The sequence below is a fragment of the Rhizobium esperanzae genome (genome assembly GCF_002204185.1).
GTDB lineage: Bacteria > Pseudomonadota > Alphaproteobacteria > Rhizobiales > Rhizobiaceae > Rhizobium > Rhizobium esperanzae.
Map to the genome: position 1 here is coordinate 41,709 of NZ_MXPU01000006.1, position 25,753 is coordinate 67,461.

Sequence of the window (25,753 nt, forward strand, 5' to 3'; positions counted from 1 at the left end):
ATGGTGAAGATCGGCTTCTATACCTCGACTTTCAATGACCGTCCGCTGGAGGAAGTGGTGGATTTCGCCGCATCGGCGGGGTTCGAAGCGATTGAGATCGATGTCGGCGGCCATATCAGGACACCCGACCGGGTGGCCGACGCCGTCTCGTTGGCAAGAAGCCGCGGCCTTTTCGTCTCCTCGATCACTTTTTTTGGCAATCAGCTCGATGCTGGTCGCGACAAGCGCCGCGAGCTCCGGGCAAGGACCTCAGAATTTGCCGAAGCGATCGGCGGCGCCGGCGTTCCGATCTTCGTGATCTTTCCCGGCCGCGACGATACGGCGAACGAGGAAGGCAACTACGACAACTTTGCCGACTTCGCGAACGGGCTGATCGCAGAGACGAGAGACAGCGGCCTCACCTTCGCCATCGAGAACTGGCCGGGGCCGAACGACAATTTCATCGGGACGACGCCTAGGAGATTTTTCGCCGGATCAAGGACCGCCGCTTCGGCCTCGAATTCGATCCCTCGCACCTCATCCGCATCGGCATCGATCCTTATCGGGCGCTGGAGGCGGTCAAGGATCGCATCGCCATTCTGCACGCCAAGGATACGGCGATCGATAAAGAGGCCCTGCAGGCGATGGGCTATCACGCCAAGGGCTGGTGGCAATACAAGCTGCCGGGGCTCGGCCTGCTCGACTGGCCGCGTTTCCTCAGGCAGGCCCGGGGCTACGGTTTTGACGGCACGCTGTCGATGGAGCACGAGGATGCCGCCTATGGCTGGCCGGGCAAGGACTTGGCCGCGCGCCGGCAAGGCGAGCGCCTCGGCCTCGATTATCTCAAAAGTGTCTTGAACGGACTTTGACGGCGAATTCGGGAGGAGTTTCATGGCCCATGTGTCGGTCAGCAATGCGCGCAAGGATTACGGCGCGTTCAAAGCCATCAAAGGCGTGTCGGTCGATATCGGCGACGGCGAATTCGTCGTCCTGGTCGGCCCCTCCGGCTGCGGAAAATCGACGCTGCTTAGAATGATCGCCGGCCTGGAGGGCATCACCTCGGGGAAAATCCAGATCGGCAAGCACATCGTCAACGAGCTTGCGCCCAAGGATCGCGACATCGCCATGGTGTTCCAGAACTACGCGCTCTATCCGCATATGACGGTGGCCAAGAACATGGGTTTTTCGCTGCGGATGAAGCGCATGCCAAGATGGGAGATCGATCAGCGCGTCGGCAATGCTGCAAAAATCCTCGGGCTGGAAAACCTGCTGGAGCGTTATCCGAAACAGCTTTCCGGCGGCCAGCGGCAGCGCGTCGCCATGGGCCGGGCGATCGTGCGCGATCCGGCCGTCTTCCTGTTCGACGAGCCCCTGTCGAACCTCGACGCCAAGCTGCGGGTGCAGATGCGCTCGGAAATCAAGGAACTGCACCAGCGGCTGCAGACGACGACGATCTACGTCACCCACGACCAGATCGAGGCCATGACCATGGCCGACAAGATCGTCGTCATGAAGGACGGGCTGATCGAGCAATCGGGGTCGCCGCTCGAACTCTACGACCGCCCGAACAATCTGTTCGTCGCCGGTTTCATCGGCTCGCCGGCGATGAATTTCATCAAGGGCAGCATGAGCGAAGACGGGTTCAGGACCGTGGACGGCCTGCTACTGCCGAGCGAACGCCGGCCGGGCGATGCGGTGACCTACGGCATTCGCCCCGAACATATCATGCTCGACCCCAACGGCATTGAAGTGACGACTGTCGTCGTCGAGCCGACCGGCTCGGAAACACTCGTCCTTGTTCGGCTCGGAGGGCAGACGCTGACCTGCGTCTTCCGCGAGCGGATCAGGGCCGCCCCAGGCGACGTGTTGAGGATCGCCCCTGGTCACGACACCGTTCACCTGTTCGGCGAAGACGAACAGCGCATCACGACAGGCGAAGCGCCACTGAGTTAAGCCCGCCGAATGACCCCTCCCCTTCGGCCGGGTGCCGCCGGGGGCGCGTTCGCCGCGCCCCCGGCCCGAATCTCCCGGCCCGGCCACGCATCAACCCGCCGGCAACCAAGTGCTTGAACGAGCACCGAAAAGGTTAATATTCGTTAACCTTAAATTTCTTGGCCGGTATCGGAGAATCGCGGATAATAACGGTTACAGGTGCTTTTGATCCCGAAAATCGTTATCCAAGAGATTGCTGCCGATGAACGCTAATTCGAATGCCTTGAAGGCCGCGCCGTTGTATTTCGAGGATCAGATCCTCGAGCACGGCGACGTGATTTCGAAGAAGCTGCATCTCTTGAGCGTGCAGCGCTTTCCGCCGAACGCAAAGAAGACGCTGCGCAGCTTCTCTCTCGCCGAGGTCGCCAATTATGTCGGAGCCTCGCAGAGCACGCTGAAGAAGCTGCATCTGGAAGGCAAAGGCCCCTGCCCGCAGACCTCGCCCTCCGGGCGGCGCTCCTACAGCGCTGAGCAGATGCTGGAGCTGAGGCGTTATCTCGATGCGCATGGCCGCTCCGAGAGCCGCATGTATGTGCCCCATCGCCGCGGCCATGAGAAGTTGCAAGTCATCGCCGTCGTCAACTTCAAGGGCGGCTCGGGCAAGACGACGACATCAGCCCATCTCGCCCAGCATCTGGCACTGACCGGCCATCGCGTCCTTGCCATCGATCTCGATCCGCAGGCATCGCTCTCCTCCCTGCACGGCTTCCAGCCGGAGTTCGACCAGGCCTCCTCGCTCTATGAAGCGATCCGCTATGACGGCGAGAAGAAGCCACTATCCGAGATCATCCACAAGACCAATTTTCCCGGCCTCGATATCGTGCCGGCCAATCTCGACCTGCAGGAATATGAGTACGATACGCCGCTCGCAATGGCCGACAAATCCAGCAATGACGGCAAGACCTTCTTTACCCGCATCTCCCGCGCACTCGCCGAAGTCGACGACCGCTATGACGTCGTCGTTATCGATTGCCCGCCGCAGCTCGGCTACCTTACGCTTACGGCGCTGACAGCCGCGACCAGCGTTTTGATCACCATCCATCCGCAAATGCTCGACGTCATGTCGATGGGCCAGTTCCTTCTGATGCTTGGCGGTATCCTGAAGCCGATCCGCGCCGCCGGCGCCGAAGTGAACCTCTCCTGGTATCGCTATCTCATCACGCGCTACGAGCCGACCGATGTGCCGCAGGCCCAGATGGTCGGCTTCATGTCGACGATGTTCCACGAATTCATGCTGAAGAACCAGATGGTCAAATCCACCGCGATCTCGGACGCCGGCATCACCAAACAGACGCTCTATGAGGTCGAACGCGCCTCGATGAACCGGGGAACCTATGATCGCGCGCTGGAGGCGATGGACGCCGTCAACACGGAGATCGCCGGCCTCATTCACCAGACATGGGGGCGGTAAATTTGTCGGCTGACAAATTCACCGTTTCGTTGAACTGAATCAATGCAATGACCGCAATCGGAGGAAGCTGATGGCACGAAAGAATCTGCTGGAAGGGCTGGCCGATATGCCTGATGAAAACGCAGGCGCGCCGAACTATCCGATGCGCGGGGCAGGCCGGTCGCTCGTCCGCTCGCTGGATGAGCTTGCCAAGCAGGCGGAAAAATTCCTGGAGGGCGAGGCGGTGGTCGATCTCGACCCCGATCTCGTCGAGGCCTCCTTCGTCAAGGACCGCCTGTCCGAGGATGACGAGGACTTCCAAGCGCTCGTCGAAGCGATCCGCGCGCGCGGACAGGATACGCCCATCCTGGTGCGTCCCCACGCCAGGATCGACGGACGTTATCAGGTGGTCTTCGGCCACCGGCGGCTGCGCGCCGCCCGCGAGCTCGGCCGCAATGTCCGCGCCGTCGTCAAGGCGATCGACGACCGGACCCATGTGATCGCCCAGGGCCAGGAGAATTCGGCGCGCGCCGACCTCACCTTCATCGAGCGGGCGCTGTTCGCCAGGCGGCTCGTAGAGCTCGGCTACGACAGGGAGGTCGTCTCGACAGCACTTGCCGCCAATGCGGCTTCAGTCTCGAAGATGCTGTCGGTCATGAATCGTATCTCGCCGGAGCTTGTCCAGGCGATCGGGCCGGCGCCCGGCGTCGGCCGCGAGCGCTGGGTGGAGCTGTCACTGCTCGCCGGCAAGGCAGCGAATGCGGCAAGTATCGCCAAGGTCCTGCAAGACGACGACTTTCATCAGATATCTTCCGACAAACGTTTCGAGGCGCTCTATGCGGCGCTGAACAAAAGCGCCCGGCCGGTCAAGAAAACCGTCGCCGCGAGGAAGGTGACATGGCAGCCGCTTGATAAGGCGGTGCAGGCTGAAATGAAGAATGACGGCAAGGCGTTCTCGCTCTCGATGAAGGCTAGAAATGCCGGTCGCTTCGGAGAATTTCTCTCCGGCAGGCTGGATGCGCTCTATGAGCAATTCCTCGCCGAGGAGGGCAAACAAGGAGACTGAAACCGCAGAAGAAAAAGGCCCCCAAACGAACGAGTCGTGGAAGCCCTTCTCACATCCTTAAGCAAGACAGAGAATCGCATTTTCACGAATCCCAGTCAAGAGTCCTGGAGCGTCCAGCGTCTTTTTCAGACGCACAATGACGTTGTAGCACTCTCAACCCTCGCATCGTTTCGGTGAGCGGATTTCTTTTGCCTGATGCGAGGTGAAGGAAATGGAGATTGATTATGTGACGACGCCCTTCGGGCGGCGGCCGATGACGCTTGCCATGCTGCTGAAACAGCGGCGAGGCGAGGCGATCGCGGCCGGAACGACGCGCAACAAATGGAAACTGTTCCGATCGGTCTGCGAGGCGCGGGCAGGGCTCGACGTGACCGATCGGGCACTGACGGTGCTCGATGCGCTGCTGACATTTTATCCCGAGGACGAACTCTCCAACGAAAAAGGACTGGTAGTCTTTCCCTCGAACGCGCAGCTTTCGCTCAGAGCCCGCGGCATGGCCGCCGCGACCTTGCGCCGGCATCTTGCCGTGCTGGTTGAAGCCGGCCTCATCTCCCGCAAGGACAGCCCGAACGGCAAGCGTTATGTACGCCGCGGCAGGGAAGGCGGGATCGACGAGGCCTACGGCTTCAGCCTCGCACCGCTTCTTGCCCGCGCCGGCGAAATCGAGACGATGGCGGCGCGGATCGCCGCCGACCGGCAGATGCTGCGCGGTCTGAAGGAGCGACTGACGATCTGCCGGCGCGACATCGCCAAGCTGATTTCGGCAGCCGTCGAGGAAGCGGTTCCAGGCGATTGGGCATGCTTGTCATCGATGTTCCAGGCGATCCTGCAGCGCATTCCGAAGGCTGCAAATCTCGAAAACCTCGCGCCGATCCTCGAAGAACTGGAGGCAACACGTGAAAATATCGTCAACCTTTTGGAAATGCATGAGAAAATGCAGATGCCGAGCGCCAGTGAATCCCAGATTGAGCGCCACATACAGAATTCGAACCCTGAATCCATATCTGAATTTGAACCGGGCCTGGAAACCGGGCAGGGGGCGAGGCCGGAGATGCAGGCCGACCGAAGTCATCGATCGAAAACGACGCCGGACGATAAGAGGCTACAAGCGCAAGCGAATGGCGGGGAGGGACCGCGCTTTGCCGGCCGACCGAGGGCCGAAAAACCGAAATCCTTTCCGCTCACCATGGTTCTCCAGGCCTGCCCCGACATTTCCGATTATGGTCCGGGCGGCGCGATCGGCAGTAGGCGGGACCTGATGACGGCGGCGGTGGTCGTGCACCGGATGCTCGGCGTCAGCCCCTCGGCCTATGAGCAGGCGTGCTCGGTGATGGGACCGGAAAACACCGCCACCGTCATGGCCTGCATCCTGCAGAGGGGAGGATGCATCCATTCCCCCGGCGGCTATCTCCGGGATCTCACGCGGCGCGCCGAGCGAGGTGAGTTTGCGCTAGGCCCGATGCTGATGGCGATCCTGCGCGCAAAAGATCCATCTGTCGCCAAGCTCAGCTGACGGCGTTCTTCCTGCCGCGCAGAAGTGCGGCGCGGATCTGGTCGTTCTTGCTGAGCACAGGAGCGGGAACCACGACAGGTTTCGGCTCGGGTTCCTCGGCCTTCGCGGCGTTCTGCTTGAGGCTCAGGAAACGCTTCTGCGCGACCAATCGGTCTTCCTCCGACAGCGGCTCGACCGGTTCGCCGTCGATGCTATGACGCATGGAATCGGGCTGGGCGCTGGCGAAATAATAGCGCCGGCAATGGACATAGGCAGCGGTCGCGCGCCTCAGCGTCGTCACGCCGGCATCGGGCTTCAGAAGCGGGCGCAGCTCGTTGAACAAGCCGACGGCGAAGGGAAGGACCGGATCTCCGGGCTTGGCCGGAAGCACGCCTATCGGCCGGACCAACAGCGTGTTGATCGCGTTCGCCTTTTCCACGTCGAGCTCGGTCGCCGCAATCGGGCCGCGGCTGATCTTCCAGGGTTTGTCCATGCATTCTCCATAACGGCTGACTGTGATGGTATCTTGACGGAGAGGGTAGATAGAGGCGCAGGTCGCACATTGCTAGCCCTGCGACAAGCTGGATGCGGGGCACGATTTCCGAGTCGGGTTTATCGGCCTTCCAGGCATCTAATCGTTTTTTGTCACGGAAGTGCATTGACCTCCCGCTTCGATTACACTTCATATCCGCGCCCAAGATGAGTGACCGGCCGCGGGGAGGATTTATGCGGGTTTTCTCGAACATTGAAGAGCTGCGCCACACGCTGGATGCGCTGAAGCGGCAGGGGCGCACCGTCGGCCTCGTTCCGACCATGGGCTATCTCCACGCCGGACATCTGAAGCTCGTCACGCGCGCCCGGGCCGAGAACGACATCGTCGTCGTCTCGATCTTCGTCAATCCGCTGCAATTCGGCCCCGCCGAAGACCTCGGCAAATATCCGCGCGATCTCCAACGCGATGGCGACATGCTCAAGCAGGCCGGCGTGAATTTCCTCTTCGCGCCCGGTGTCGAGGATATGTATCCCCGCCCGATGAAGACGGTGGTCGACGTTCCCGATCTTGGCGGCGAACTCGAAGGCGCGGTCAGGCCCGGCCATTTTGCCGGCGTCGCCACCGTCGTCACCAAGCTTTTCAACATCGTCCAGCCGCAGACTGCCTATTTCGGGGAGAAGGACTACCAGCAGGTCGTCATCATCAAGCGCATGGTGGAGGATCTCGCCGTGCCGGTGCGGGTGATCTCTGTGCCGACTGTGCGCGACAGCGACGGCCTGGCCTTGTCGTCGCGCAATGTCTATCTCAGCCCCGATGAGCGGCGCGCGGCAGTGATCGTTCCGCAGGCGCTCGACGAGGCCGAGCGGCTCATCGCCGAAGGCATCACGGATGCGCAAGAACTCGAGGCGAAGCTTACCGCCTTCATCGGTCGCGAACCTCTGGCAAAACCCGAAGTCGTCGCCGTCAGGGATGCGGAAACGCTGGCGCCTGTCGCTTCGCTCGAAGACCCCATCGTCGTGGCACTCTTCGTGCGGATCGGCACGACGCGGCTTCTCGACAACAGAGTTGTGGGAGGCAACAGAGTTGTGGGAGGCAACAGCAGCCCGAACAGTAGAATGAGCCGGGACAGCCTAATGAGCGGCCAGCCGGGAAAGGGAGTGACGAAATGAGCGCCACCGGGTCTCAGAAGCGCCTGACGCCGACGCAGATCGCAGCCATGAAGGGCGGGAAGCCGATCGTCTGCCTCACTGCTTATACGACGCCGATGGCGCGCCTCCTCGACGAGCATTGCGACCTGCTGCTGGTCGGGGATTCGCTCGGCATGGTGCTCTACGGCATGGAGACCACGATCGGCGTGACGCTCGACATGATGATCGCCCATGGCAAGGCCGTGATGCGCGGCGTCGCCAATGCCTGCGTCGTCGTCGACATGCCCTTCGGCAGCTATCAGGAATCGAAGGAGACAGCCTTCCGCAACGCCGTGCGCATCATGCAGGAAACCGGCTGCGACGCCGTCAAGCTCGAAGGCGGCGAGGAGATGGCCGAAACCATAGCCTTCCTGACGAAGCGGGGCATTCCCGTGCTCGGCCATATCGGCCTGATGCCGCAGCTCGTCCATACCGCCGGCGGCTATCGCTCCGTCGGCCATTCCGAACATGAGACCTCGAAGATCCGCCGCGACGCGCATGCGATCGGTGGCTCCGGCGCGTTCGCCGTTGTTGTGGAGGGCACGGTGGAGCCGCTCGCCCGCGAGATAACGGCCTCGATCCACATACCGACAATCGGCATCGGCGCCTCTTCCGCCTGCGACGGTCAGATCCTCGTCTCAGACGACATTCTCGGCCTCTTCAACGATTTCAAGCCGCGTTTCGTCAAGCGCTACGACGAACTCGGCAAGAGGGTCGCGGACGCCGCCGCCTCCTACGCCGAGGAAGTGCGCGCGCGCAAATTTCCGGCAGCCGAACATACGTTCAAGCGCCGCAGCTGAGGCGAGGGCCACGGGTCCTTGGCAATAAGCTGGCGGCCGCCGTCGGTCACCAACCCGCATGCTGCGCGCGCATCGTCTCCACCGAGCGGCGCACCGCCTCTGCGACCTCCTGCAGTTGCCTGGCCATCGGCGTCGAATTGCGCCAGACCATGCCGACCGTTCGCGACGGCTGCGGCGAGGGGAAGCGGGAGATCGAGACATGGGCCGAGCGTGTTTCGACCGGAACGGCCATTTCCGGAATCAGTGTGATGCCAATGCCGGCGCCGACCATCTGGACGAGGGTGGAGAGCGAGCTGCCTTCCATGATTTCCCGCGGGCGGGCCGGGCCGACCTTGCAGAAGGACAGCGCCTGATCACGAAAACAGTGGCCCTCTTCGAGCAGCAGCAGCCGCATTTCGCGTAAAGCTTCGCGCTCTGGCACCGGCTTGTCTCCATCCTCCTGCCGCCTGACCAGCACGAATTCTTCCCTGAAAAGCTCGAGTTCGGTGAGCGACGGTTCCGACACCGGCAGCGCGACGATCGCCATGTCGAGCTGACCCTGCGTCAGTTCATGAACCAGCTTGCCTGTCTGCGTCTCGCGCACCTCGATCTGAATTCCGGCGAAGGTTTCGTTGAGATCGTTTATAATTGCCGGCAGCAGATAGGGCGCGATCGTCGGAATGATGCCGATGCGCAAGCGCGTGAGGAAGGATTCGCGCGAGGCGCGGGCGAATTCGCCAAGCTCATCGACGGCGCGCAGGATTTCGCGGACCCTTAGGGCAAAGCTCTGGCCGAACGGGGTAAGCTTGACCTCCCGGGCGCTTCGCTCGAAGAGCTCGCTGCCCAACTCTTGCTCAAGTTCTTTGATCTGCATGGAGAGCGCCGGCTGGGAGATGGCGCAGGCCTCGGCGGCTCGGCGGAAGCGGCCATCCCGCGCCAAGGCTTCAAAATAACGCAGTTGTTTCAGGGTAAGATTCTTCATAACTTCAGCTTATCGCGGCAATCAGTAAATCCAACTTAAAATTATTGAACGCTTCCGATATGAAGACCGCCAGGGAGAGTGGGGCGTCAGCTCGGCTCATCTTTTTGAACCGCAGACAGATCAAGCAATGAAGGAGACGATCATGGACAACCCCACTGACAGCACCGGCAAATGCCCGGTGGCACATGGCAATACGCCGCGCGGCCGGTCCAACCGTGACTGGTGGCCGAACCAGCTGAACGTGCAGATTCTTCATCACAATTCCGGCCGCGCCGACCCGATGGGCAAGGACTTCGACTATGCCGAGGAGTTCAAAAAGCTCGATCTCGACGCGCTGAAGAAGGATCTGCATGCCCTGATGACGGATTCGCAGGACTGGTGGCCGGCCGACTTCGGCCATTACGGCGGCCTCTTCATCCGTATGGCCTGGCACAGCGCCGGCACCTACCGCATCACCGACGGCCGCGGCGGCGCCGGCCAGGGCCAGCAGCGTTTTGCGCCGCTCAACTCCTGGCCTGACAACGCCAACCTCGACAAGGCTCGCCGCCTGCTGTGGCCGATCAAGCAGAAATATGGCAACCGCATCTCCTGGGCCGACCTCCTGATCCTCACCGGCAACGTCGCACTCGAATCCATGGGCTTCAAGACCTTCGGCTTCGCCGGCGGCCGCGCCGACGTCTGGGAGCCGGAAGAGCTCTACTGGGGCCCCGAGGGCACCTGGCTCGGCGATGAGCGCTACAGCGGCGAACGTCAGCTGTCAGAACCGCTCGGCGCCGTCCAGATGGGCCTCATCTACGTCAACCCGGAAGGCCCGAACGGCAATCCCGACCCGGTCGCTGCGGCGCGCGACATCCGTGAAACCTTCGCGCGCATGGCAATGAACGACGAGGAAACCGTGGCGTTGATCGCCGGCGGCCACACCTTCGGCAAGACCCATGGTGCGGGCGATCCGTCCTTTATCGGCCCCGAGCCGGAAGGCGGCGCGATCGAGGACCAAGGCCTTGGCTGGAAGAGCTCGTTCGGCACCGGCGTCGGCAAGGACGCGATCACCGCCGGCCTCGAAGTCACCTGGTCGCAGACGCCAACCAGGTGGAGCAACTATTTCTTCGAAAACCTTTTCGCCCACGAGTGGGAGCTGACGAAGAGCCCGGCCGGCGCGCATCAGTGGCGGGCGAAGAACGCCGAAGCCTCCATTCCGGATGCTTATGAGCCGGGGAAGAAGCATGTGCCGACCATGCTGACCACCGATCTCTCGCTGCGTTTCGACCCGATCTATGAGAAGATCTCGCGCCGGTTCCTCGAAAATCCCGGTGAGTTCGCCGACGCTTTCGCCCGCGCCTGGTTCAAGCTGACCCACCGCGACATGGGACCGAAGGTGCGCTACCTCGGGCCGGAGGTTCCGGCCGAAGACTTGATCTGGCAGGACGTGATCCCGGCCGTCGACCATCCCCTCGTCGACGATAAGGACATTGCCGACCTCAAGGCGAAGGTTCTCGCCACAGGCCTTTGCGTCCAGGAACTGGTCTCGACCGCCTGGGCGTCCGCCTCGACCTTCCGCGGCTCCGACAAGCGCGGCGGCGCCAACGGCGCGCGCATCCGCCTTGCTCCGCAGAAGGACTGGGAAGCCAACCAGCCGGCCCAGCTCGCCAAGGTGCTCGGTGTTCTCGAAGGCATGCAGAAGGACTTCAACGCCGCCCAGACCGACGGTAAGAAGATCTCGCTTGCTGACTTGATCGTGCTCGCCGGTGCGGCCGGTGTCGAGAAGGCGGCAGCGGCCGGCGGCAACGCCATCAGCGTGCCTTTCACGCCCGGCCGCATGGATGCGTCGGACGCTCAGACCGACGCGCATTCCTTCGCCGCACTCGAGCCGCGCATCGACGGCTTCCGCAACTATGTGAACGACAAGCGTCTGCAGTTCATGAAGCCGGAAGAAGCGCTCGTCGACCGCGCCCAGCTCTTGACGCTGACCGGGCCTGAGATGACGGTCCTCGTCGGCGGCCTGCGCGTGCTGAAGGCAGGCAACCCCGAGCACGGCGTCTTCACCTCGCGCCCCGAGACACTGACGAACGACTTCTTCGTCAACCTGCTCGACATGGCGACGCAGTGGGTTCCAGCCGCCGGCAAGGACGGCGTCTACGAAGGCCGCGACCGCAAAACGGGTGCCGCCAAATGGACCGGCACCCGCGTCGACCTGATCTTCGGCTCGCACTCGCAGCTGCGCGCCTTCGCCGAAGTCTACGGCCAGGCCGACGCCAAGCAGAAGTTCGTCAAGGACTTCGTCGCCGCCTGGAACAAGGTCATGAACGCCGACCGCTTCGACCTCGTCCGATAAGGGCAGCCATCTTAGCCCGGGCGCGGTTCGGCCGTGCCCGGTTTTTTTGAGTGCCTTCGGATGGAAGCGTGCCCAGTTCCCTTCGCCGCCAGCGCAGTACGGGTCTCTCCCGAGCGCATCCTTGGCAGTGAATAGCTGACGCGGCAACTCCAACCCTCATCCTTGAGGCCCGCATCCCAAAGGCCGAATCCTCGAAGGACACGCCGCAACGCTTGCGTCTTGCGATCATCAACGGTGCACCAGAGGGTGAGGCACTCTTGGACTACCCGCTCCTAGCCATCACCGATCTCCCATGCGATAAATGATCGACACACGGGAGGAGTTGATATGGACGCTTTGCAGGGTAAGGTCGCCGCCATCACCGGAGCTGCCTCGGGAATCGGGCTGGCATCGACGGAAGCGATCATCGCGGCAGGCGGTTCGGTCGTGATGATCGATCGGGATGAAGCTGCTCTAAACGAGGCCTGCGGCAGGCTAGGAGAGAAGGCGATCGCGTTGCGGCTCGACCTTCTTGATCCCGAGGAGTGCGCAAGCCTGCTCGATGGCATTCTGTCGAAAGCCGGCCAGTTGGACATCTTCCATGCGAATGCGGGCACCTATATCGGCGGAGATCTGGCGGATGCCGGTCTGGATGCGATCGACCGCATGCTCAATCTGAATGTGAACGTCGTCATAAAGAACGTCCGCACAGTCATACCCCACATGATCGAAAGAGGTACGGGAGATATCATCGTGACCAGCTCGGTCGCGGGCCACGCCCCGGTTCCATGGGAGCCGGTCTACTCCCCGTCGAAGTGGGCGATGCACTGCTTCGTCCAGACTATGCGGCGGCAACTCTTCAAGAACGGCATCCGCGTGGGGTCCGTCTCGCCAGGCCCGGTCGTCAGCGCCTTGCTGAAGGACTGGCCGGAGGAGAACCTGCGCAAAGCAAGGGAGGCAGGCGCCTTGATCGAACCGCGAGACGTTGCCGAAGCCGTGCTCTTCATGCTGACCCGGCCGCGCAACGTGACGATCCGCGACATGGTAATTCTGCCGAGCTCCTTCGACATTTGATGTGAGCGGAAGGCAGGGCGGCCTCCTTCCGCATGGGGGAGGACGTGGTATTGATGTGCCGTGTGGCACGCTCATCCACTTTATTCTGAATAGGCTGAAGCTCTCTTGGACTACCACCCGACCGTCCAATCCTCGACGCGCAAGCCTTCGACGCGCTGGAATTCCCCGACATTGTTGGTGACGAGAACCAGATCGCGGCTCCTGGCTTGCGCGGCGATCAGCACATCGTAGGGACCGATCGGCTTTCCCTTGGCCGCCAATGCGGCGCGGATCTCCCCGGCTGCCCGCGCATCCTCGCGCTCGAAACCGACGGCTGGGAAATCCGCCATGAACAGGCGCAGGGTTTCGAGATTGTAGGAAATTTTAGCGCTCTTGTAGGCCCCGTAATAGAGTTCGTGCATGACGACGGTGGAGAGGCCGATCGATCCCTCGTCGCTCTCCATCAGTCGAGCGAGCAGCATGTCGGACTTGCGGCCGATCAAGGCAATCACGGCATTGGTGTCGATCAGATGCGTAATCACTTGAACAGGTCCTGAAGACCAGGCCTCTCCTGATCCTCGGGTTGCTCTCTTCCTTGTGCCATGAAATCGTCGCTGAGGCCGCGCTCCAGGGCGCTGCGCAACGAGGCCCACCGCGCGCCATGATCGGTCCGCGGCCGGAGAATGATCGCATCGCCTTCCCGTGTCACTTCCACCTGATCCACGTCGAAGCGAAACTCCTTCGGCAGCCGGACGGCCTGCGAATTGCCGGATTGAAACACGCGCGCATATTGCGGCATAGAGAACGCTCCACAGCTTGTATATATACGTATGTATATACGCGGCTGACGCCACTCATGCAAGAAGCCGTTCCACTAACGAGGCAGAATGCCGAAAGGCGAGAGCGTCAGCAGATCGGGATCATCAGTCTCCGTCGCTTTCGCCACCTCGGCGTGGCTCATGCTGTAGCCGTAGGCAAGGACGCGCACACCGTCGATCATGAAGAACTGGGCCTGGTCCAGGCCGGGCCGCAGCGTTGCCGTCACAGTGACTGTTTCATACATTCTTTCGAGATGCAGAGGCTCCTGCGGAACGACGCGCACCAGCTGGTTGGGCGGAGGGGAAGGCATATGGCTGCATGCTCCGGCCCAGGGGACCAGCATGAATTCGTAAACGAGATCGTCGTCCTGGTCGACCGGCAGCACGAACCCCGTCAATTCGACCGGCTGGCCCTCGTCATGCCAGGCCAGCGTTTCGCCCTGCGGACCGCTGACCGCCTTGCCCGACAGCGGCACCGTCGCCTTAGCCTGATCGGCCGGCCGCAAAGCGCTCCAGAAAATGGGCTGCGCTGCAGCGAAGGTGTCGGAAACCGGCCATGCGAAACCGAATGCCAGCATCGCAAACGTCAGGAAAAAAGTCTCAGCTTCATCATCGCATCTCCCCGGGCCGGTCGCGGACCGCCTGCCACTGCCGCACGGATGCTACTCCCGATCCCGCTCGCCCGTCCATCAGCCGAGCTCCTATGCGTATTGGCCGTCGGCGAATGCTGACCGAGCAGATCGGCGGCGATCGGCAGAAGCGAGGCCCCCCCGCAAGCCCGGCGGGACTCAAGAGACGCGTCGCTGCGAGCGTCGGCCTGGTCAACGACCGCCGGCCGGCGACGTCGAGGGGCGCTGAGATCGACCCGCGCCCAGCCGCTGCAATATTTTGCACGAGAAAAAACCGACGACGACGATCGCATCGGGATTGAAGAGCTGGACGACGGTTGCGAACGGCTTCGACAGCCTTTCGCTGCCGAGAACAAGTTGCCAGCCTTTCATGTCATGCACTTAACGTGGATTCGCACCGTCATGTCTGGCTCACGCATTGACCCATCGCCGATGGGTGAGGGCGCCGGTTTCATCATAGCTGAACAGAGCTCTTCGGTTGTTCTGCTGGCGCAATTGAAACCAGTCCAGCGCCCGGGCGCGAAAACTCAGGACGCCAAAGCGCGCCTTCCCCTCCACTTCGCCGCGAGGCTCCGGCAATTCGCCCACGGTTTCGAAGGCGCATTCATCTCCCGGCGGCCCGCCGGTATAGGTCATCCGCGTCCGGTTGGGCAGCTTTTCCCAAGCCGCGTCGGCGCCTTCGCTTCCGGGGCCATGGCGTTCGACCGTGCCTTGAAGCCGTAACTGCAGCCGGGCCTGTGGGCAGAAGCCGACGACGGTGACATGAGGATTTGCCGAAAGCTCCAGCCATTTCGGGCTTCGCGTATCGGTGTGAAATTCAAGGCTGCGCGTCGCTCTGTCGGCCGCCTGCAATACCACCATGCGCGCCTGGGGCCTGTTTTCGGCATCAACCGAGCACAGGTTCACATAACGGAAACCCGATTGCGGACCTGCCGCAGCCGTTTCGAGTTCCGCCCATGCCGAGGCGTTGATGTCATGGAGATCCACCGGCAGGCCTCGCTCAGACGGAACGGGCGATGCCGCCGTCAACGCGGATGTTCTGGCCGGTGATGTAGCCCGCACCCTCCGACAGGAGAAAGGCGATGGTGGCGGCGATTTCCTCGCTCGTGCCGTAACGGCGCATCGGAACGCTGTCGCGCCGCTCGTCGGTCGCGGGCAGGCTGTCGATCCAGCCGGGTAGGACGTTGTTCATGCGGATGTTCTTGGCCGCATAGCTGTCGGCGAAGATCTTGGTGAAGCTCGCCAGTCCCGCCCGGGCGACCGCAGAGGTCGGGAACATCGGCGAAGGCTCGAAGGCCCATGCCGTCGAAATGTTGACGATCGCGCCGCCGCCTTGGGCCTGCATGATCGGCGTCACAAGTCGGGTCGGCCGCACGGCGCTGAGGAAATAGACCTCCATGCCCTTGTGCCAGTCCTCGTCGGAGATTTCGAGGATCGGTGCACGCGGGCCGTGGCCGGCCGAATTGACCAGCGCGTCGATCCGCCCCCATCGCTCCATCGCCAGATTGACGAGCCGCTTCACATCGTCGTTCGACTGGTTCGAGCCGGTGACGCCGACGCCGCCGAGTTCGTTGGCCAGCGCCTCTCCCTTGCCGGAGGAGGAGAGAACGGCGACGCGATAGCCGTCGGCTGCAAGCTTCCTTGCGGCTGCAGCGCCCATGCCGGACCCGCCGGCGGTGATGAGAGCGACTTTTACTTCAGACATTGAGACCTCCGACAGCTGATTTTGCGCAGCATTATGACAGATGCCTTCGGGACTTTCGCGCGAGAATGAAAGCTGCCAGACTGTAGAAAATCTACTGGATATGCCGATGACCCAATCCCGCCGCACGCTGCCGCCTCTGAATGCCCTGCGCGCCTTCGAGGTCTCGGGCCGCAGGCTGAATTTCCGCGCCGCCGCCGAGGAGCTCGGCGTCACGCAAGGGGCGGTCGCGCAGCAGGTTCGCGCGCTGGAAGACCAGCTCGGCCTCAGACTGTTTCAACGCCTTGCCCGCGGCCTCACGCTCACTGCCTATGGCACGGCCTATCTGGCGGATGTGACCCGCGCCTTCGACATGCTTGCCGATGCGACGGGGCGGCTTCTCGACCGGCCTGAAATGGTGACGATCAGCGCCACTCCCACGGTCGCCACCAGGCTGTTGATCCCGCGGCTCGCGGAGCTCTATGCCGCTCTTCCCGACATCGATCTGAGGACGGTCGCGACCGAGACGCTCGCCGATTTCGACCGCGACCAGGTTGATATCGCAGTGCGCCTCACCCGCCCGCCTTTTCCGGCAAACCTGCAGGCGCAGATGTTGTTCCGCCAGGAGCTGGTCGCGGTCGCAAGCCCGCATCTGGTTAAAGGCCTGAGCTTGCCCTTGACCGTCGAAGAACTTCGCAAACTGCCGCTTCTGCACGACTCGCACGATCATTGGCCGGTATTCCTGCGCACGCGCGAGAAGCTGCCCGGCGCGGCCTTCAACCATACGACCCTGGCGCTCGACGCCGCGCTAGCCGGCCAGGGCGTCGTCCTCGCCTGCCGCGCCTTCGTCATGGCCGATCTCGAAGCAGGACGGCTGGTGCGGGTGACGGATGCGACCGCGACCATCGGATCCGATTACTTCCTCGTGCGCAAACGCTCCTCATCGCCGCGAAAGGCCGTCGATGCGGTCTGGGACTGGTGCGCGACCCAGTTGTCGCTTTCCTGAAGCGCCGCATGAAAGCAGGGCGCTAGCCCTCCAGCGCCTCGATCATCTCAACCCGCGTTGAATGCCGGCCGCCCTCCGAGGAGCGTTGGAGAGCCGCACTTGCCCGTCACGCCAGCAACACCTTGCCACCCGTCCGGAAGGGCAGGGCGGCGCGCAGCGCCTCGCCGATCTTTTCCAGAGGAAAGACCTCCCGCACTTCGGTCGCGATCACCTTGGAGGCGATCATCGCCGCCACCTCTGCATAGGCGCGCTGGACGTCGCCAATCGTCTTGGAATGGACCCACTCCCTGAGGTGGCAGAAGGAAAAGGCAATGTCGGGATGGGAGGCCCAGAATGACGGCTGGATGCTCTCTCCCGAAAGCAGGCCGTAATGCAGGAAATGCCCGCCGGGCCTCAGCGCATCCGCAAGGATCGAGGCGCGGGCGCCGCCGACGCAATCGAGCACCGCGTCGAGCCCATGCCGGCCAGCGAGGCCGGTGACGAGATCGCCGTCCGCCCTGTCGACGATAACGGCTTCTAGCCGGCCACGCAGACGCGCGAGAGATTCTTCGCTGCGGACGATTGCGATCGGTTCCACGCCAACCGCATTCGCCATGCCGATCAGGATCGATCCGATCGAAGAGGCGGCGGCGTTGATGGCGATGCGCATGCCGGGTCTCAGCCCGATCTTCTTATGCAGCATCAGCCAGCCAGTCATCGGGTTGACGTAGCTGGTCGCGGCCTGGAAGTCGGAAAGCGCATCGGGTACGCGAAGGCACCAGCTCGGATCGGTATCCTTGAATTCCTGCCACCCGCCGGCGCTGCGCACCGGCAGCACGCGCGTTCCCGGCACAAGTCCGTGCACTTCCTCGCCGCACGCCTCGACCACCCCGAAGGCTTCGAAGCCGGGGATGAAGGGCAAGGTCGTACGACCGGCATAGGCGCCTGAGATGGTGATGATATCGGAGGGATTGATCGAGCGCGCCAGCAGGCGCACGCGAACCTGATCGCGCGAGAGCGGCGCCAGTTCGGCCCGTTCGATCCCGACGACCTCCTCGGCCGGCCCGAATTTTCGCACGACCGCCTGATATTGCATTTGCATCCCCCACACAGTCGGTTAGAACACGCCGTCGAAATTTCGGTGATCGAATGAGCGTTGACGACAGGCCTTTAGCATCGTTCCGGGTCTCGATGCGAGACATCGACATTTATGGTCATGTCCACAACTCGGTTTATCTCGATTATTGCGAGGATGCGGTCGTCGAGTTGCTGCGCCACCGTGAGATCCTCAGCCACTTCCGCCACACCACCTCGGGTGTGGCTTATCACGTCAAGAAGGCGGAGATCACCTTTCACAGCCCGATCGATGTCGACGATATCGTCGAGGCGAAGGTCAAGGTCGAGAAGATCGGGCGGTCGAGCCTCTCCTTTACGATCGAGCTCTATCGCCAGCGCGACGGCGCACACTGCGCCTCGGCCGGCCTCGTCTGGGTCTGCGTCGGCCTCTTTGACAGCCGCCCGACGCCGATCCCGGAGGCGACCAGGGCCGCCTTGTCGCAGGGCTGACCATGCCGATCCACGCAGAACTTCTTCGGCACGCCACGAAGAGACCGGAAAAGCCGGCGGTCGTGATCGACGGCCGCTCGCTGAGCTATGGCGAACTCTATAGCCGCGCCGGCGCGATCTACCGGTTTATCCAAGCGCGCTCGAACCACCGTTCATTCGATCTGCCCGGCGTCGAGAAGCTCGTGGCGGTCAGCCTCGGCAATCACATCGCCTTTGCCGAATATTTCGTCGCCGCCACCGCGCTGGCGAATGCCTGCGCTGTCATCGATCCGATGATGCCGGCCGAAAGGATCGAGCGCATCGTCGAGCGGCTGGCGCCTCACCTGCTCGTCGTCGACGATGCCGCGAGCCCGAGCGCCGAGATCGGCCGCAGTCTCGGTATTCCTGTGATCGTCGCCGGCGCGGAGCCCTTTGGCCTCGCCGCGACGGGAGACGGCCTTCCGGCCGATGCCGACGGCATCTTCCTGATCGGTTTTACCTCGGGCACGACAGCCGAACCGAAGGCCTATTACCGCTCGTGCGAGCAGTGGCGCCGGAGCCTCGACCGGGGACGTCTCGTTTTCGAACTCCAGGATGCGCCCTCGACCCTGTGCCCGGGAGCGCTCGCGCATGGGCTGGCGCTTTACGCACTCGTCGAGGCACTCGATGCCGGGGCAACCTTTCATTCGGTGGGCAAATGGGATGCCGGCGCGGTCGCGCGCATTCTCTCTTCCGGGATCGAACGGCTGGTCGCCGTGCCCACCCATATAGCAGGCATCGCCCGGGCATGGACGGGCGCGCCGATGGATTCCTTGCGCGACGTGCTGACCGCCGGCGCCAAGCTCAATCTCAACGAGGTCGAATCCATGCGCCGCCTTTTCCCAAAGGCACGCATCCGGGAATATTACGGCGCCTCTGAGATCGGCTTCATGACCGTCTCCACGCTTGCCGGCGGCGCGACGGATTTTCCGATCGACCGAGTCGGGCAGGCCTATCCCGGCGTCGAAATCTCCATCCGCGACCCTGAGGGAAACGACGTCGGCGCCGATGTGCCCGGCACCATCTTCGTCAACAGCGACCTGATTGCGAATGGCTATCTCTGGGGCGACGACGGTCAGGCGTTCCGCGTTACCCCGGCTGGCGCGACGGTCGGCGATCTCGGCGAGATCGATGAAAACGGCATGCTGCGGGTGATCGGCCGGGCAGGCGGCATGATGATCACGGGCGGCAACAACGTCTATCCCGCCGAGGTCGAGAGTGCGCTGAAAACCTGCGCCGGCGTCGAAGATGCCGTCGTCTTCGGGCTGCCGGACGCCTATTACGGCCAAAGGATCGTCGCCGTCGTCTCGGGCGAGGCGACGGATGCGAAAATGCTCGCCGAGCATTGCGCAGGCAGGCTTGCAAGGTTCAAGATCCCCAGGCAGTTCCACCATATCGACGCCTGGCCGATGACGAGCAGCGGCAAGATCGCGCGCGGGCAGGTGGAAGCATCGGTGATTTCGGGAGATGGTCTTGTCCTACGCCTATCAGCCTGACGAGGATTGGCAGCCGGTCGTGGTCGCCGCCTACCGCACGCCGATCGGCCGGGCCTTCGGCTCTCTTTCGACGGTTGCGGCCGAAGATCTGCTTGCCCCGATCATTCGCCGGATCGTCGCGGAAACTGGCGTTGCGCCCGATGCCATCGACGACGTGTTGGTCGGCAATGCCGCCGGCGGCGGCGGCAATATCGGCCGGCTGGCGGCGCTCAACGCCGGCCTGCCGATGGCCGTCCCCGGTGTCGCCATCGATCGGCAATGCGGTTCCGGCCTAGAAGCGATCATCCTGGCCGCCCGGCTGATTCAGGCGAAGGCGGGTGCCTGTTTCCTCGCCGGCGGCGTCGAAAGCGTCAGCACGGCCCCATGGCGCGTCGAAAGGCCGAAAGCCAATGGCGCCCTGCCGCGCTTTTACGAACGGGCGCGCTTCTCCCCCGAAACGATCGGCGATCCCGAGATGGGCGTCGCCGCCGAAAATGTCGCTCGTCAATTCGGCATCTCGCGCCAGCGGCAGGATGAATTCGCCCTGCGTAGCCACCGGCTGGCCGTCAAGACGGCCGAGGCCGGCCTCTTCCGGCCGGAGATCGTCGAGATCGCCACCGCCGGCGGTTTGGTGGAGCGGGACGAATGTCCGCGCCCGACGACCTCGCTTGAGGCCCTCGCAAACCTGAAGCCGGTCTTCCTCGCCGATGGCTCCGTGACAGCAGGCAATGCTTGCCCTGTGAATGACGGCGCCTGCCTGGTGCTCGTCATGAGCCGCGGCATGGCCAGAAGCCTCGGCATCGAAAAAGGCCTCGCCTTCATCGACAGCGCCGCCGCTGGCGTCGATCCCAACCTGCTCGGCATCGGTCCGGTCGCCTCGACGGGTAAGCTTCTGCAGCGCCAGCCCCACCTCTTGCTCTCGAAGATCGACGCCATCGAATTCAATGAGGCTTTCGCGGCGCAGGTTCTGGCGTCGCTCGATCAGCTGGATATATCAGCCGACGCGGTCAACAAGGAGGGCGGCGCCTTGGCGCTCGGCCATCCCTTCGGCGCCTCCGGCGCGATCCTGGTCACCCGGCTCTACAGCCAGCTCATCCGCAGGGATGGCCGGAGGCCCGCCGCCACCGGCCTCGCCATGATCGGCATCGGTGGCGGCATCGGGCTCACGGCGCTTTTCGAGGCCGTCCGCCTTTTCTGAGAAGAGGCCGTTCAGGCACGTGCGCTGCCGGATTCAATCCTTTTGTGAGCTGGCTCGGTCGATATCGGCTTCGGCGCGGCGAGGGCGCCCGCGATCTGATCCCGAAGCCACACACTCCCGGGGTCACGATCGAAACGACGAAGCCAATACATGGTGACATCCATTTTCGGCGATTCCATCGGGGGCATGAACACGTCGAGCATCAGTCGACCGGTCAACATGCGGGCGAAATGAACCGGAATGCTTCCGAGCATCTCGCTCGCTTCAACGGCAAGAGCGACCGCGTGAAAATGCGGCACCGTGACCATGACACGCCTGGCGAGACCCAGGCGTGCAAGGGAAGGATCGATCGTCCCCATCCTGCTGCCATCGGCCGAGCGCAGGACGTGGGGAACAGCGCAGAAGACGTCCGCCGGTATGGTGTCTCCTGGAGAAACGCCATGGCTGGCAAGGAGCGGATGTCCTCGCTTGGCAATGCATACCAGCCATGATTGGAACAGCTTGCGGCTCATAATCCATTCAGGCGGTTCGAGCGAGCGATCGATAACGATATCAGCGCGGCCGTCACGCAGCATCTCGAAGACTTCCGATGAAGCATGATCGATCATATGCAGGGTGATGGAGGGCGCCGCTTTGGCCACGCGTGCAGCAAGCGGCGGCATCAACAGCGAGGAGAAGTAGTCCGATCCGATCAGCGTGAAGGATCGGGTCGAGGTAGCGGGGTCGAACGCAGCGTTCGTCGCCAACGCCTCTTCCATGCCGGCCAGGGCTTGCCTTATCGGTTCACGCAGCTCGAGCGCCCGCGCCGTCGGCATCATCTGATTGCCTTCCCGTACGAACAATTCGTCGTCCAAGAGCGCGCGCAGTCTCCCCAACGCCGAACTCACGGCCGGCTGGGACAAGCCGACACGCTCGCCGGCTCGCACCGTCGAGAGCTCCGCCATCATGGCGTCGAATACACGCAGCAGATTGAGATCGAGGGCCGAGAAATTCACGAACTCAATATCCCTTATATGATCATTCAATTTCCGGGCATCTGCTTCCGGCGATAGTTTTGGACAGCAGTATAAAACTCTATTCCATTCAACCTCGGAAGGAAATTGCGATGAACATCGCTGGGGGCATCGGGCGGACCGTAAGCTGGATGGACACGGCCTACACCATACATGTGGGGCGATTTGAGAGCGGTGGAATTGTCGGCGTTTTTGAAGGCACCGTGCCTGCCGGCGGCGGGCCGCCCGTCCACATCCATCACAATGAGGACGAGGTGATCCATGTGATCGAAGGCGATTACGAGTTCTGGCTGAACGGCGAGATCGTTCCGGTTCCTGCGGGCAGATCAATTTTCCTACCGCGTGGCGTGCCGCACACATTTCGGGTGGCAAGCGCGTCTCCAGGACGCAACCTCACCATCCTGACGCCGGGCGGCATGGAAGAATTCTTCACCGAGGCCGCTGTGCAGGCTCCGCGCCTACCGGAGCATATGGATCAGTTGCTCCAGCTTGCGGAACGCTATGGTATCGAATTTCGCGGGCCGCCGGATTGGGACGCCGCCCGGGCGTCCTGACAACGGCACTCTGCATCAACGACTGCACAGTGCGCCGATCGCCTCTCCCACCCCGCAACCAACGCTTGAACGCCTCTGCTCCGTGGCGAAGGCGGCAGGCTTTGGCGATCGTGATGACATCCTCAGCTTCGGTTATCTCCGCCGACGGCACGTCCGGCCGATGCCGGATGACATCAGCCTTCTCCACTCCGGCGGCACACCTCGACCGCAGGTGAGTTGCGCTACTGCCTTGGCATAGGACGACAGCGACCGAGAGAGAATGGTTCGAGCCCCTGATCCGGCGCATTCTCTTGGCCGTCGGCTGTGGTCGGCCGCGCTGGAATCCGCGTGGCGATTGTCCTCATGCCGATCAAGTCGCCTGCCCTGCTGAAGAGGCGGTTTGCGACCCATCTTGAAATCAACAGAGGACATTCCTCGCAAAGGACAAGGGAGATTACCATGAAGATCGTCGTTATCGGCGGAACCGGCCTCATCGGCTCGAAGACGGTGGAAAGGTTGCGCAAGAAGGGACACGATGTCTTGCCGGCCTCGCCCAATTCCGGCGTCGACACGATCACCGGCAAGGGCGTCGCTGAAGCGCTTGCCGGGGCGCAGGTGGTACTCGACCTCGCCAACTCGCCTTCCTTCGAAGACCAGGCCGTGCTCGAATTCTTCCAGACCTCGGGCCGCAACCTGCTCAAGGCGGGGGCTGCAGCCGGCGTGAAGCACCACATCGCGCTGTCGATCGTCGGCATGGAGCGGCTGCAGGGCAGCGGTTACATGCGCGCCAAGATGGCCCAGGAGCAGCTGATCAAGAGCTCCGGCATTCCCTATACCATCGTGCACTCCACCCAATTTCATGAATTCATGGCCGGCATCGCCCAGTCGAACACGGTCGGCCAGACCGTGCATCTGTCGCCGGCATATCTTCAGCCGATCGCCTCGGACGATGTCGCCGATGTCATGGCGGACGTGGCGCTTGCAGCACCGGTCAACGGCACGATCGAAATCGGCGGCCCCGAGAAAATCCGCCTGACCGATATCGTCACGCGCCTCTTCAAGGCGACGAACGATCCGCGCCAGGTGATGACGGATCCGCACGCCCGCTATTTCGGCGTCGAGCTCGATGACACTTCGCTGGTAACCGGTCCCAATGCCAGGCTCGGCAAGATCCGCTTCGACGACTGGCTGCGCCAGCAGCCGCCCCAGAAAAAGAGCGCGTGATATCGACCCGGCGCTTGTCCACCCACTCCTGGAGCGGCTCAGCTTTCACACAGCGGAGAGCCGCCCTCAGCAATGATTTGAGAAATTCCAGGCGAGACCGCTCGCACTGGAATTGCCCTAGCAACCGAGGAGACCAGACATGCTCAGGAAAATCATCTCAGCGGCGGCCTTTGCGCTTGTCCTTGCCGCCAGCACCCAGGCTGACGCCGCTGGCGGCAAAGCCAAGGTGACCGTTGTCTTTGACCAGAAGCTGCCCAATGTTCCCGGCAAGAGCATGAAGGCCGTACTGGTGGAATATGAGCCGGGGGGCCAGTCGCCCGGCCATACGCACCCGAAGTCGGCCTTCATCTACGCCACCGTTCTCGAAGGGGCGATCACCAGCAAGGTGAATGACGGGCCGGAGAAGATCTACAAGGCCGGCGAGAGCTTTCCCGAATTTCCCGGCGATCATCACGCCGTCAGCAAGAACGCCAGCAAGACAAAGCCGGCGCGCCTGCTTGCGGTGTTCGTGCTCAATAGCGACGAGACGGAACTGACGACCGACGACAAGTAACCTCGTCCTCGATGCCCGGCGGCGCCGGGCATCGATTCCGTGCGCCGCGTCAAACAGCCTGCAGCGCCAGCTCCAGATCGGCGATCAGATCATCCGGATGCTCGATGCCGATCGATAGCCGGATTGTCGATTCCAGCACGCCAATGCGCTCCCTGACATCGGCCGGCACGCCGGAATGCGTCATGGCGGCGGGGTGGCTTGCGAGCGACTCCGTGCCACCGAGGCTGACGGCGAGCTTGAAGACCTGCAGCGCGTTCAGGAATTTGAACGAGGCCGGCTGGCCGCCGCGGATATCGAAGGAGAAGGTCGAGCCGGCGCCGGTGCATTGGGCGGCGAAGGTGCGGCCGGAGGGCGAGTCCGGATCGTGATAGGGAAGATAATGGACCTTCTCCACCTTCGGATGATCACGCAGGAAATCGGCCACCGTCCGCGCATTGCTGTTCGCCCGCTCCATGCGTAGCTGCAGCGTTTCGAGCGACCGGCCGAGCATCCAGCAGGAATGCGGATCAAGCTGCGTACCGATCGCGCCGCGCAGCGCCTTGACCTGCTTGATGACAGCCTTGCGCCCGAGGACAGCGCCGGCGATCAGATCGGAATGGCCGCCGACATATTTGGTCAGCGAATAAAGCGAGATATCGGCGCCATGCTCGATCGGCCGCTGGAAGACCGGCCCGAGCAGCGTATTGTCGCAGACGACGACCGGCACGTGCCCCTGTCTTGCGCCGATCGCATCGGCCACCCGCCGGATCATCGCGACGTCGACGAGACCGTTGGTCGGATTGGCGGGCGTCTCGATGAGGATGACGGAAACGCGGCCCTTGCCGACCGCCTCATCCGCCGCCTTCTGCACCGATGCCTCGCTGACGCCATCGGCAAAACCGACCGCGGCGACGCCGAAATTGAGGAAAGTCTTTGCCAGCAAGGTTTCCGTGCCGCCATAAAGCGGCTGCGAATGCAGGATCGCATCTCCCGGCCGGACGAAGGCGAACAGGGTCGTGGCGATCGCCGCCATGCCTGAGGAAAACAGCGCACCGCTTTCCGTCCGCTCATAAACAGCGAGCCTGTCTTCGACGATCTCGCTATTCGGATGATTGAAGCGCGAATAGACGAGACCGGCGCCTTTGCCCGCCGGCGGGTCGCGGCGGCCGGAGACATAATCGAAGAAATCCTTGCCATCCTCGGCGGAGTTGAAGACGAAGGTGGAGGTCAGGAACACCGGCGGCTTGACCGCCCCTTCCGAAAGTTCGGGATCGTAGCCGTAGTTCAGCATCTGCGTTTCGGGATGCAGCGCATGATTGCCGATATGGGTTTTGGAAGGATGCGGGGCGGTCATGAT

At 62.7% G+C, this 25,753-nt stretch carries 26 protein-coding genes and 1 pseudogene; 16 read left to right on the top strand and 11 right to left on the bottom strand.

The features are described 5' to 3' along the window. Positions 1-3: 3 nt before the first annotated feature. The 5 genes and pseudogenes from B5E41_RS10345 (at position 4) to repC (ending at position 5,940) form a co-directional block, all read left to right on the top strand. Positions 4-848: pseudogene (locus tag B5E41_RS10345) on the top strand (sugar phosphate isomerase/epimerase family protein). Between the two features lie 22 nt (positions 849-870). Next, positions 871-1,932: an ABC transporter ATP-binding protein gene (locus B5E41_RS10350; protein WP_088393310.1), complete on the top strand. Its 1,062-nt coding sequence runs from the start codon at positions 871-873 to the stop codon at positions 1,930-1,932. A gap of 241 nt (positions 1,933-2,173) precedes the next feature. Continuing rightward, the gene (repA, locus tag B5E41_RS10355) at positions 2,174-3,382 is read left to right on the top strand and encodes a plasmid partitioning protein RepA (RefSeq protein ID WP_064813145.1); all 1,209 of its coding nucleotides are present in this window, start codon (positions 2,174-2,176) and stop codon (positions 3,380-3,382) included. A 70-nt stretch (positions 3,383-3,452) separates the two neighbouring features. Further along, a complete protein-coding gene (repB, locus tag B5E41_RS10360; RefSeq protein WP_088393312.1) occupies positions 3,453-4,427 on the top strand; it encodes a plasmid partitioning protein RepB in 975 nt (324 codons plus the stop codon). 211 nt (positions 4,428-4,638) lie between these two features. Further along, positions 4,639-5,940, top strand: coding sequence for a plasmid replication protein RepC (repC, locus tag B5E41_RS10365; RefSeq protein WP_088393314.1), 1,302 nt, complete (start codon positions 4,639-4,641; stop codon positions 5,938-5,940). Here repC and B5E41_RS10370 read toward each other — a convergent pair. Beyond that, positions 5,933-6,412 carry a ProQ/FINO family protein gene (locus tag B5E41_RS10370; RefSeq protein ID WP_088393316.1) on the bottom strand — a complete coding sequence of 160 codons (480 nt, stop codon included), beginning with the start codon at positions 6,410-6,412 and terminating at the stop codon, positions 5,933-5,935. The two genes, repC and B5E41_RS10370, sit on opposite strands and share 8 nt — an antisense overlap. A gap of 233 nt (positions 6,413-6,645) precedes the next feature. Between B5E41_RS10370 and panC the strand changes: the two genes are divergently transcribed. Beyond that, positions 6,646-7,581 (top strand): pantoate--beta-alanine ligase, encoded by a 936-nt coding sequence (gene panC / locus B5E41_RS10375; RefSeq protein WP_088393318.1) that lies wholly within the window; start codon positions 6,646-6,648, stop codon positions 7,579-7,581. Next, positions 7,578-8,399: a 3-methyl-2-oxobutanoate hydroxymethyltransferase gene (gene panB, locus B5E41_RS10380; protein ID WP_064812342.1), complete on the top strand. Its 822-nt coding sequence runs from the start codon at positions 7,578-7,580 to the stop codon at positions 8,397-8,399. The genes panC and panB overlap by 4 nt, the downstream gene beginning before the upstream one ends. A gap of 46 nt (positions 8,400-8,445) precedes the next feature. Here panB and B5E41_RS10385 read toward each other — a convergent pair whose 3' ends face one another. Continuing rightward, positions 8,446-9,360, bottom strand: a complete 915-nt coding sequence (locus B5E41_RS10385; protein WP_064812343.1) for a hydrogen peroxide-inducible genes activator — start codon at positions 9,358-9,360, stop codon at positions 8,446-8,448. Positions 9,361-9,502: 142 nt separating this feature from the next. Between B5E41_RS10385 and katG the strand changes: the two genes are divergently transcribed. Both katG and B5E41_RS10395 read left to right on the top strand, forming a co-directional pair. Further along, a complete protein-coding gene (gene katG, locus B5E41_RS10390) occupies positions 9,503-11,692 on the top strand; it encodes a catalase/peroxidase HPI (RefSeq protein WP_176439371.1) in 2,190 nt (729 codons plus the stop codon). Between the two features lie 327 nt (positions 11,693-12,019). Continuing rightward, on the top strand, positions 12,020-12,745 hold the full coding sequence (locus B5E41_RS10395; RefSeq protein WP_064812344.1) for an SDR family oxidoreductase: 726 nt from the start codon (positions 12,020-12,022) through the stop codon (positions 12,743-12,745). Positions 12,746-12,855: 110 nt separating this feature from the next. Here the strand turns inward: B5E41_RS10395 and B5E41_RS10400 are convergent, their stop codons facing one another. The 6 genes from B5E41_RS10400 to B5E41_RS10425 all read right to left on the bottom strand — a co-directional run bounded on the left by B5E41_RS10400 (position 12,856) and on the right by B5E41_RS10425 (position 15,876). Continuing rightward, the gene (locus B5E41_RS10400) at positions 12,856-13,266 is read right to left on the bottom strand and encodes a type II toxin-antitoxin system VapC family toxin (RefSeq protein ID WP_088393320.1); all 411 of its coding nucleotides are present in this window, start codon (positions 13,264-13,266) and stop codon (positions 12,856-12,858) included. Then, positions 13,263-13,523, bottom strand: a complete 261-nt coding sequence (locus B5E41_RS10405) for an antitoxin (RefSeq protein WP_088393322.1) — start codon at positions 13,521-13,523, stop codon at positions 13,263-13,265. Before B5E41_RS10405 ends, B5E41_RS10400 begins: the two co-directional genes overlap by 4 nt. 75 nt (positions 13,524-13,598) lie before the next feature. Then, the gene (locus B5E41_RS10410) at positions 13,599-14,120 is read right to left on the bottom strand and encodes a DUF3299 domain-containing protein (RefSeq protein ID WP_088393324.1); all 522 of its coding nucleotides are present in this window, start codon (positions 14,118-14,120) and stop codon (positions 13,599-13,601) included. Positions 14,121-14,363: 243 nt separating this feature from the next. Next, on the bottom strand, positions 14,364-14,543 hold the full coding sequence (locus B5E41_RS10415; RefSeq protein ID WP_088393326.1) for a hypothetical protein: 180 nt from the start codon (positions 14,541-14,543) through the stop codon (positions 14,364-14,366). Positions 14,544-14,582: 39 nt separating this feature from the next. Next, positions 14,583-15,158: a pyridoxamine 5'-phosphate oxidase family protein gene (locus tag B5E41_RS10420; RefSeq protein ID WP_088393328.1), complete on the bottom strand. Its 576-nt coding sequence runs from the start codon at positions 15,156-15,158 to the stop codon at positions 14,583-14,585. A 13-nt stretch (positions 15,159-15,171) separates the two neighbouring features. Further along, on the bottom strand, positions 15,172-15,876 hold the full coding sequence (locus tag B5E41_RS10425; RefSeq protein WP_088393330.1) for an SDR family oxidoreductase: 705 nt from the start codon (positions 15,874-15,876) through the stop codon (positions 15,172-15,174). A 106-nt stretch (positions 15,877-15,982) separates the two neighbouring features. Between B5E41_RS10425 and B5E41_RS10430 the strand changes: the two genes are divergently transcribed. Beyond that, positions 15,983-16,858 (top strand): LysR substrate-binding domain-containing protein, encoded by an 876-nt coding sequence (locus tag B5E41_RS10430; protein WP_088393766.1) that lies wholly within the window; start codon positions 15,983-15,985, stop codon positions 16,856-16,858. 106 nt (positions 16,859-16,964) lie between these two features. Here B5E41_RS10430 and B5E41_RS10435 read toward each other — a convergent pair whose 3' ends face one another. Next, on the bottom strand, positions 16,965-17,933 hold the full coding sequence (locus tag B5E41_RS10435; RefSeq protein WP_088393768.1) for a zinc-dependent alcohol dehydrogenase family protein: 969 nt from the start codon (positions 17,931-17,933) through the stop codon (positions 16,965-16,967). A gap of 53 nt (positions 17,934-17,986) precedes the next feature. Between B5E41_RS10435 and B5E41_RS10440 the strand changes: the two genes are divergently transcribed. Genes B5E41_RS10440 through B5E41_RS10450 form a run of 3 tightly spaced genes read left to right on the top strand, consistent with a single transcriptional unit; the run spans position 17,987 to position 21,094 of the window. Then, positions 17,987-18,403, top strand: coding sequence for an acyl-CoA thioesterase (locus B5E41_RS10440; RefSeq protein WP_088393332.1), 417 nt, complete (start codon positions 17,987-17,989; stop codon positions 18,401-18,403). Between the two features lie 2 nt (positions 18,404-18,405). Next, on the top strand, positions 18,406-19,917 hold the full coding sequence (locus B5E41_RS10445) for a class I adenylate-forming enzyme family protein (protein WP_088393334.1): 1,512 nt from the start codon (positions 18,406-18,408) through the stop codon (positions 19,915-19,917). Further along, positions 19,895-21,094, top strand: coding sequence for a thiolase family protein (locus B5E41_RS10450; protein WP_088393336.1), 1,200 nt, complete (start codon positions 19,895-19,897; stop codon positions 21,092-21,094). The genes B5E41_RS10445 and B5E41_RS10450 overlap by 23 nt, the downstream gene beginning before the upstream one ends. An 11-nt stretch (positions 21,095-21,105) precedes the next feature. Here the strand turns inward: B5E41_RS10450 and B5E41_RS10455 are convergent, their stop codons facing one another. Then, complete coding sequence (locus tag B5E41_RS10455; RefSeq protein WP_088393338.1) at positions 21,106-22,089, bottom strand: LysR family transcriptional regulator; 984 nt, start codon at positions 22,087-22,089, stop codon at positions 21,106-21,108. A gap of 110 nt (positions 22,090-22,199) precedes the next feature. Here B5E41_RS10455 and B5E41_RS10460 point away from each other — a divergent pair, with 110 nt between their 5' ends. The 3 genes from B5E41_RS10460 (at position 22,200) to B5E41_RS10470 (ending at position 24,417) form a co-directional block, all read left to right on the top strand. Continuing rightward, positions 22,200-22,661, top strand: coding sequence for a cupin domain-containing protein (locus B5E41_RS10460; protein WP_088393340.1), 462 nt, complete (start codon positions 22,200-22,202; stop codon positions 22,659-22,661). 438 nt (positions 22,662-23,099) lie between these two features. Next, positions 23,100-23,864: an SDR family oxidoreductase gene (locus B5E41_RS10465; protein ID WP_088393770.1), complete on the top strand. Its 765-nt coding sequence runs from the start codon at positions 23,100-23,102 to the stop codon at positions 23,862-23,864. Positions 23,865-24,003: 139 nt separating this feature from the next. Continuing rightward, positions 24,004-24,417 (top strand): cupin domain-containing protein, encoded by a 414-nt coding sequence (locus B5E41_RS10470; protein ID WP_088393342.1) that lies wholly within the window; start codon positions 24,004-24,006, stop codon positions 24,415-24,417. A 49-nt stretch (positions 24,418-24,466) separates the two neighbouring features. On the opposite strand, the gene B5E41_RS10475 is transcribed toward B5E41_RS10470, so the two are convergent. Continuing rightward, positions 24,467-25,750: a cystathionine gamma-synthase family protein gene (locus tag B5E41_RS10475; RefSeq protein WP_088393344.1), complete on the bottom strand. Its 1,284-nt coding sequence runs from the start codon at positions 25,748-25,750 to the stop codon at positions 24,467-24,469. Positions 25,751-25,753: the final 3 nt, after the last annotated feature.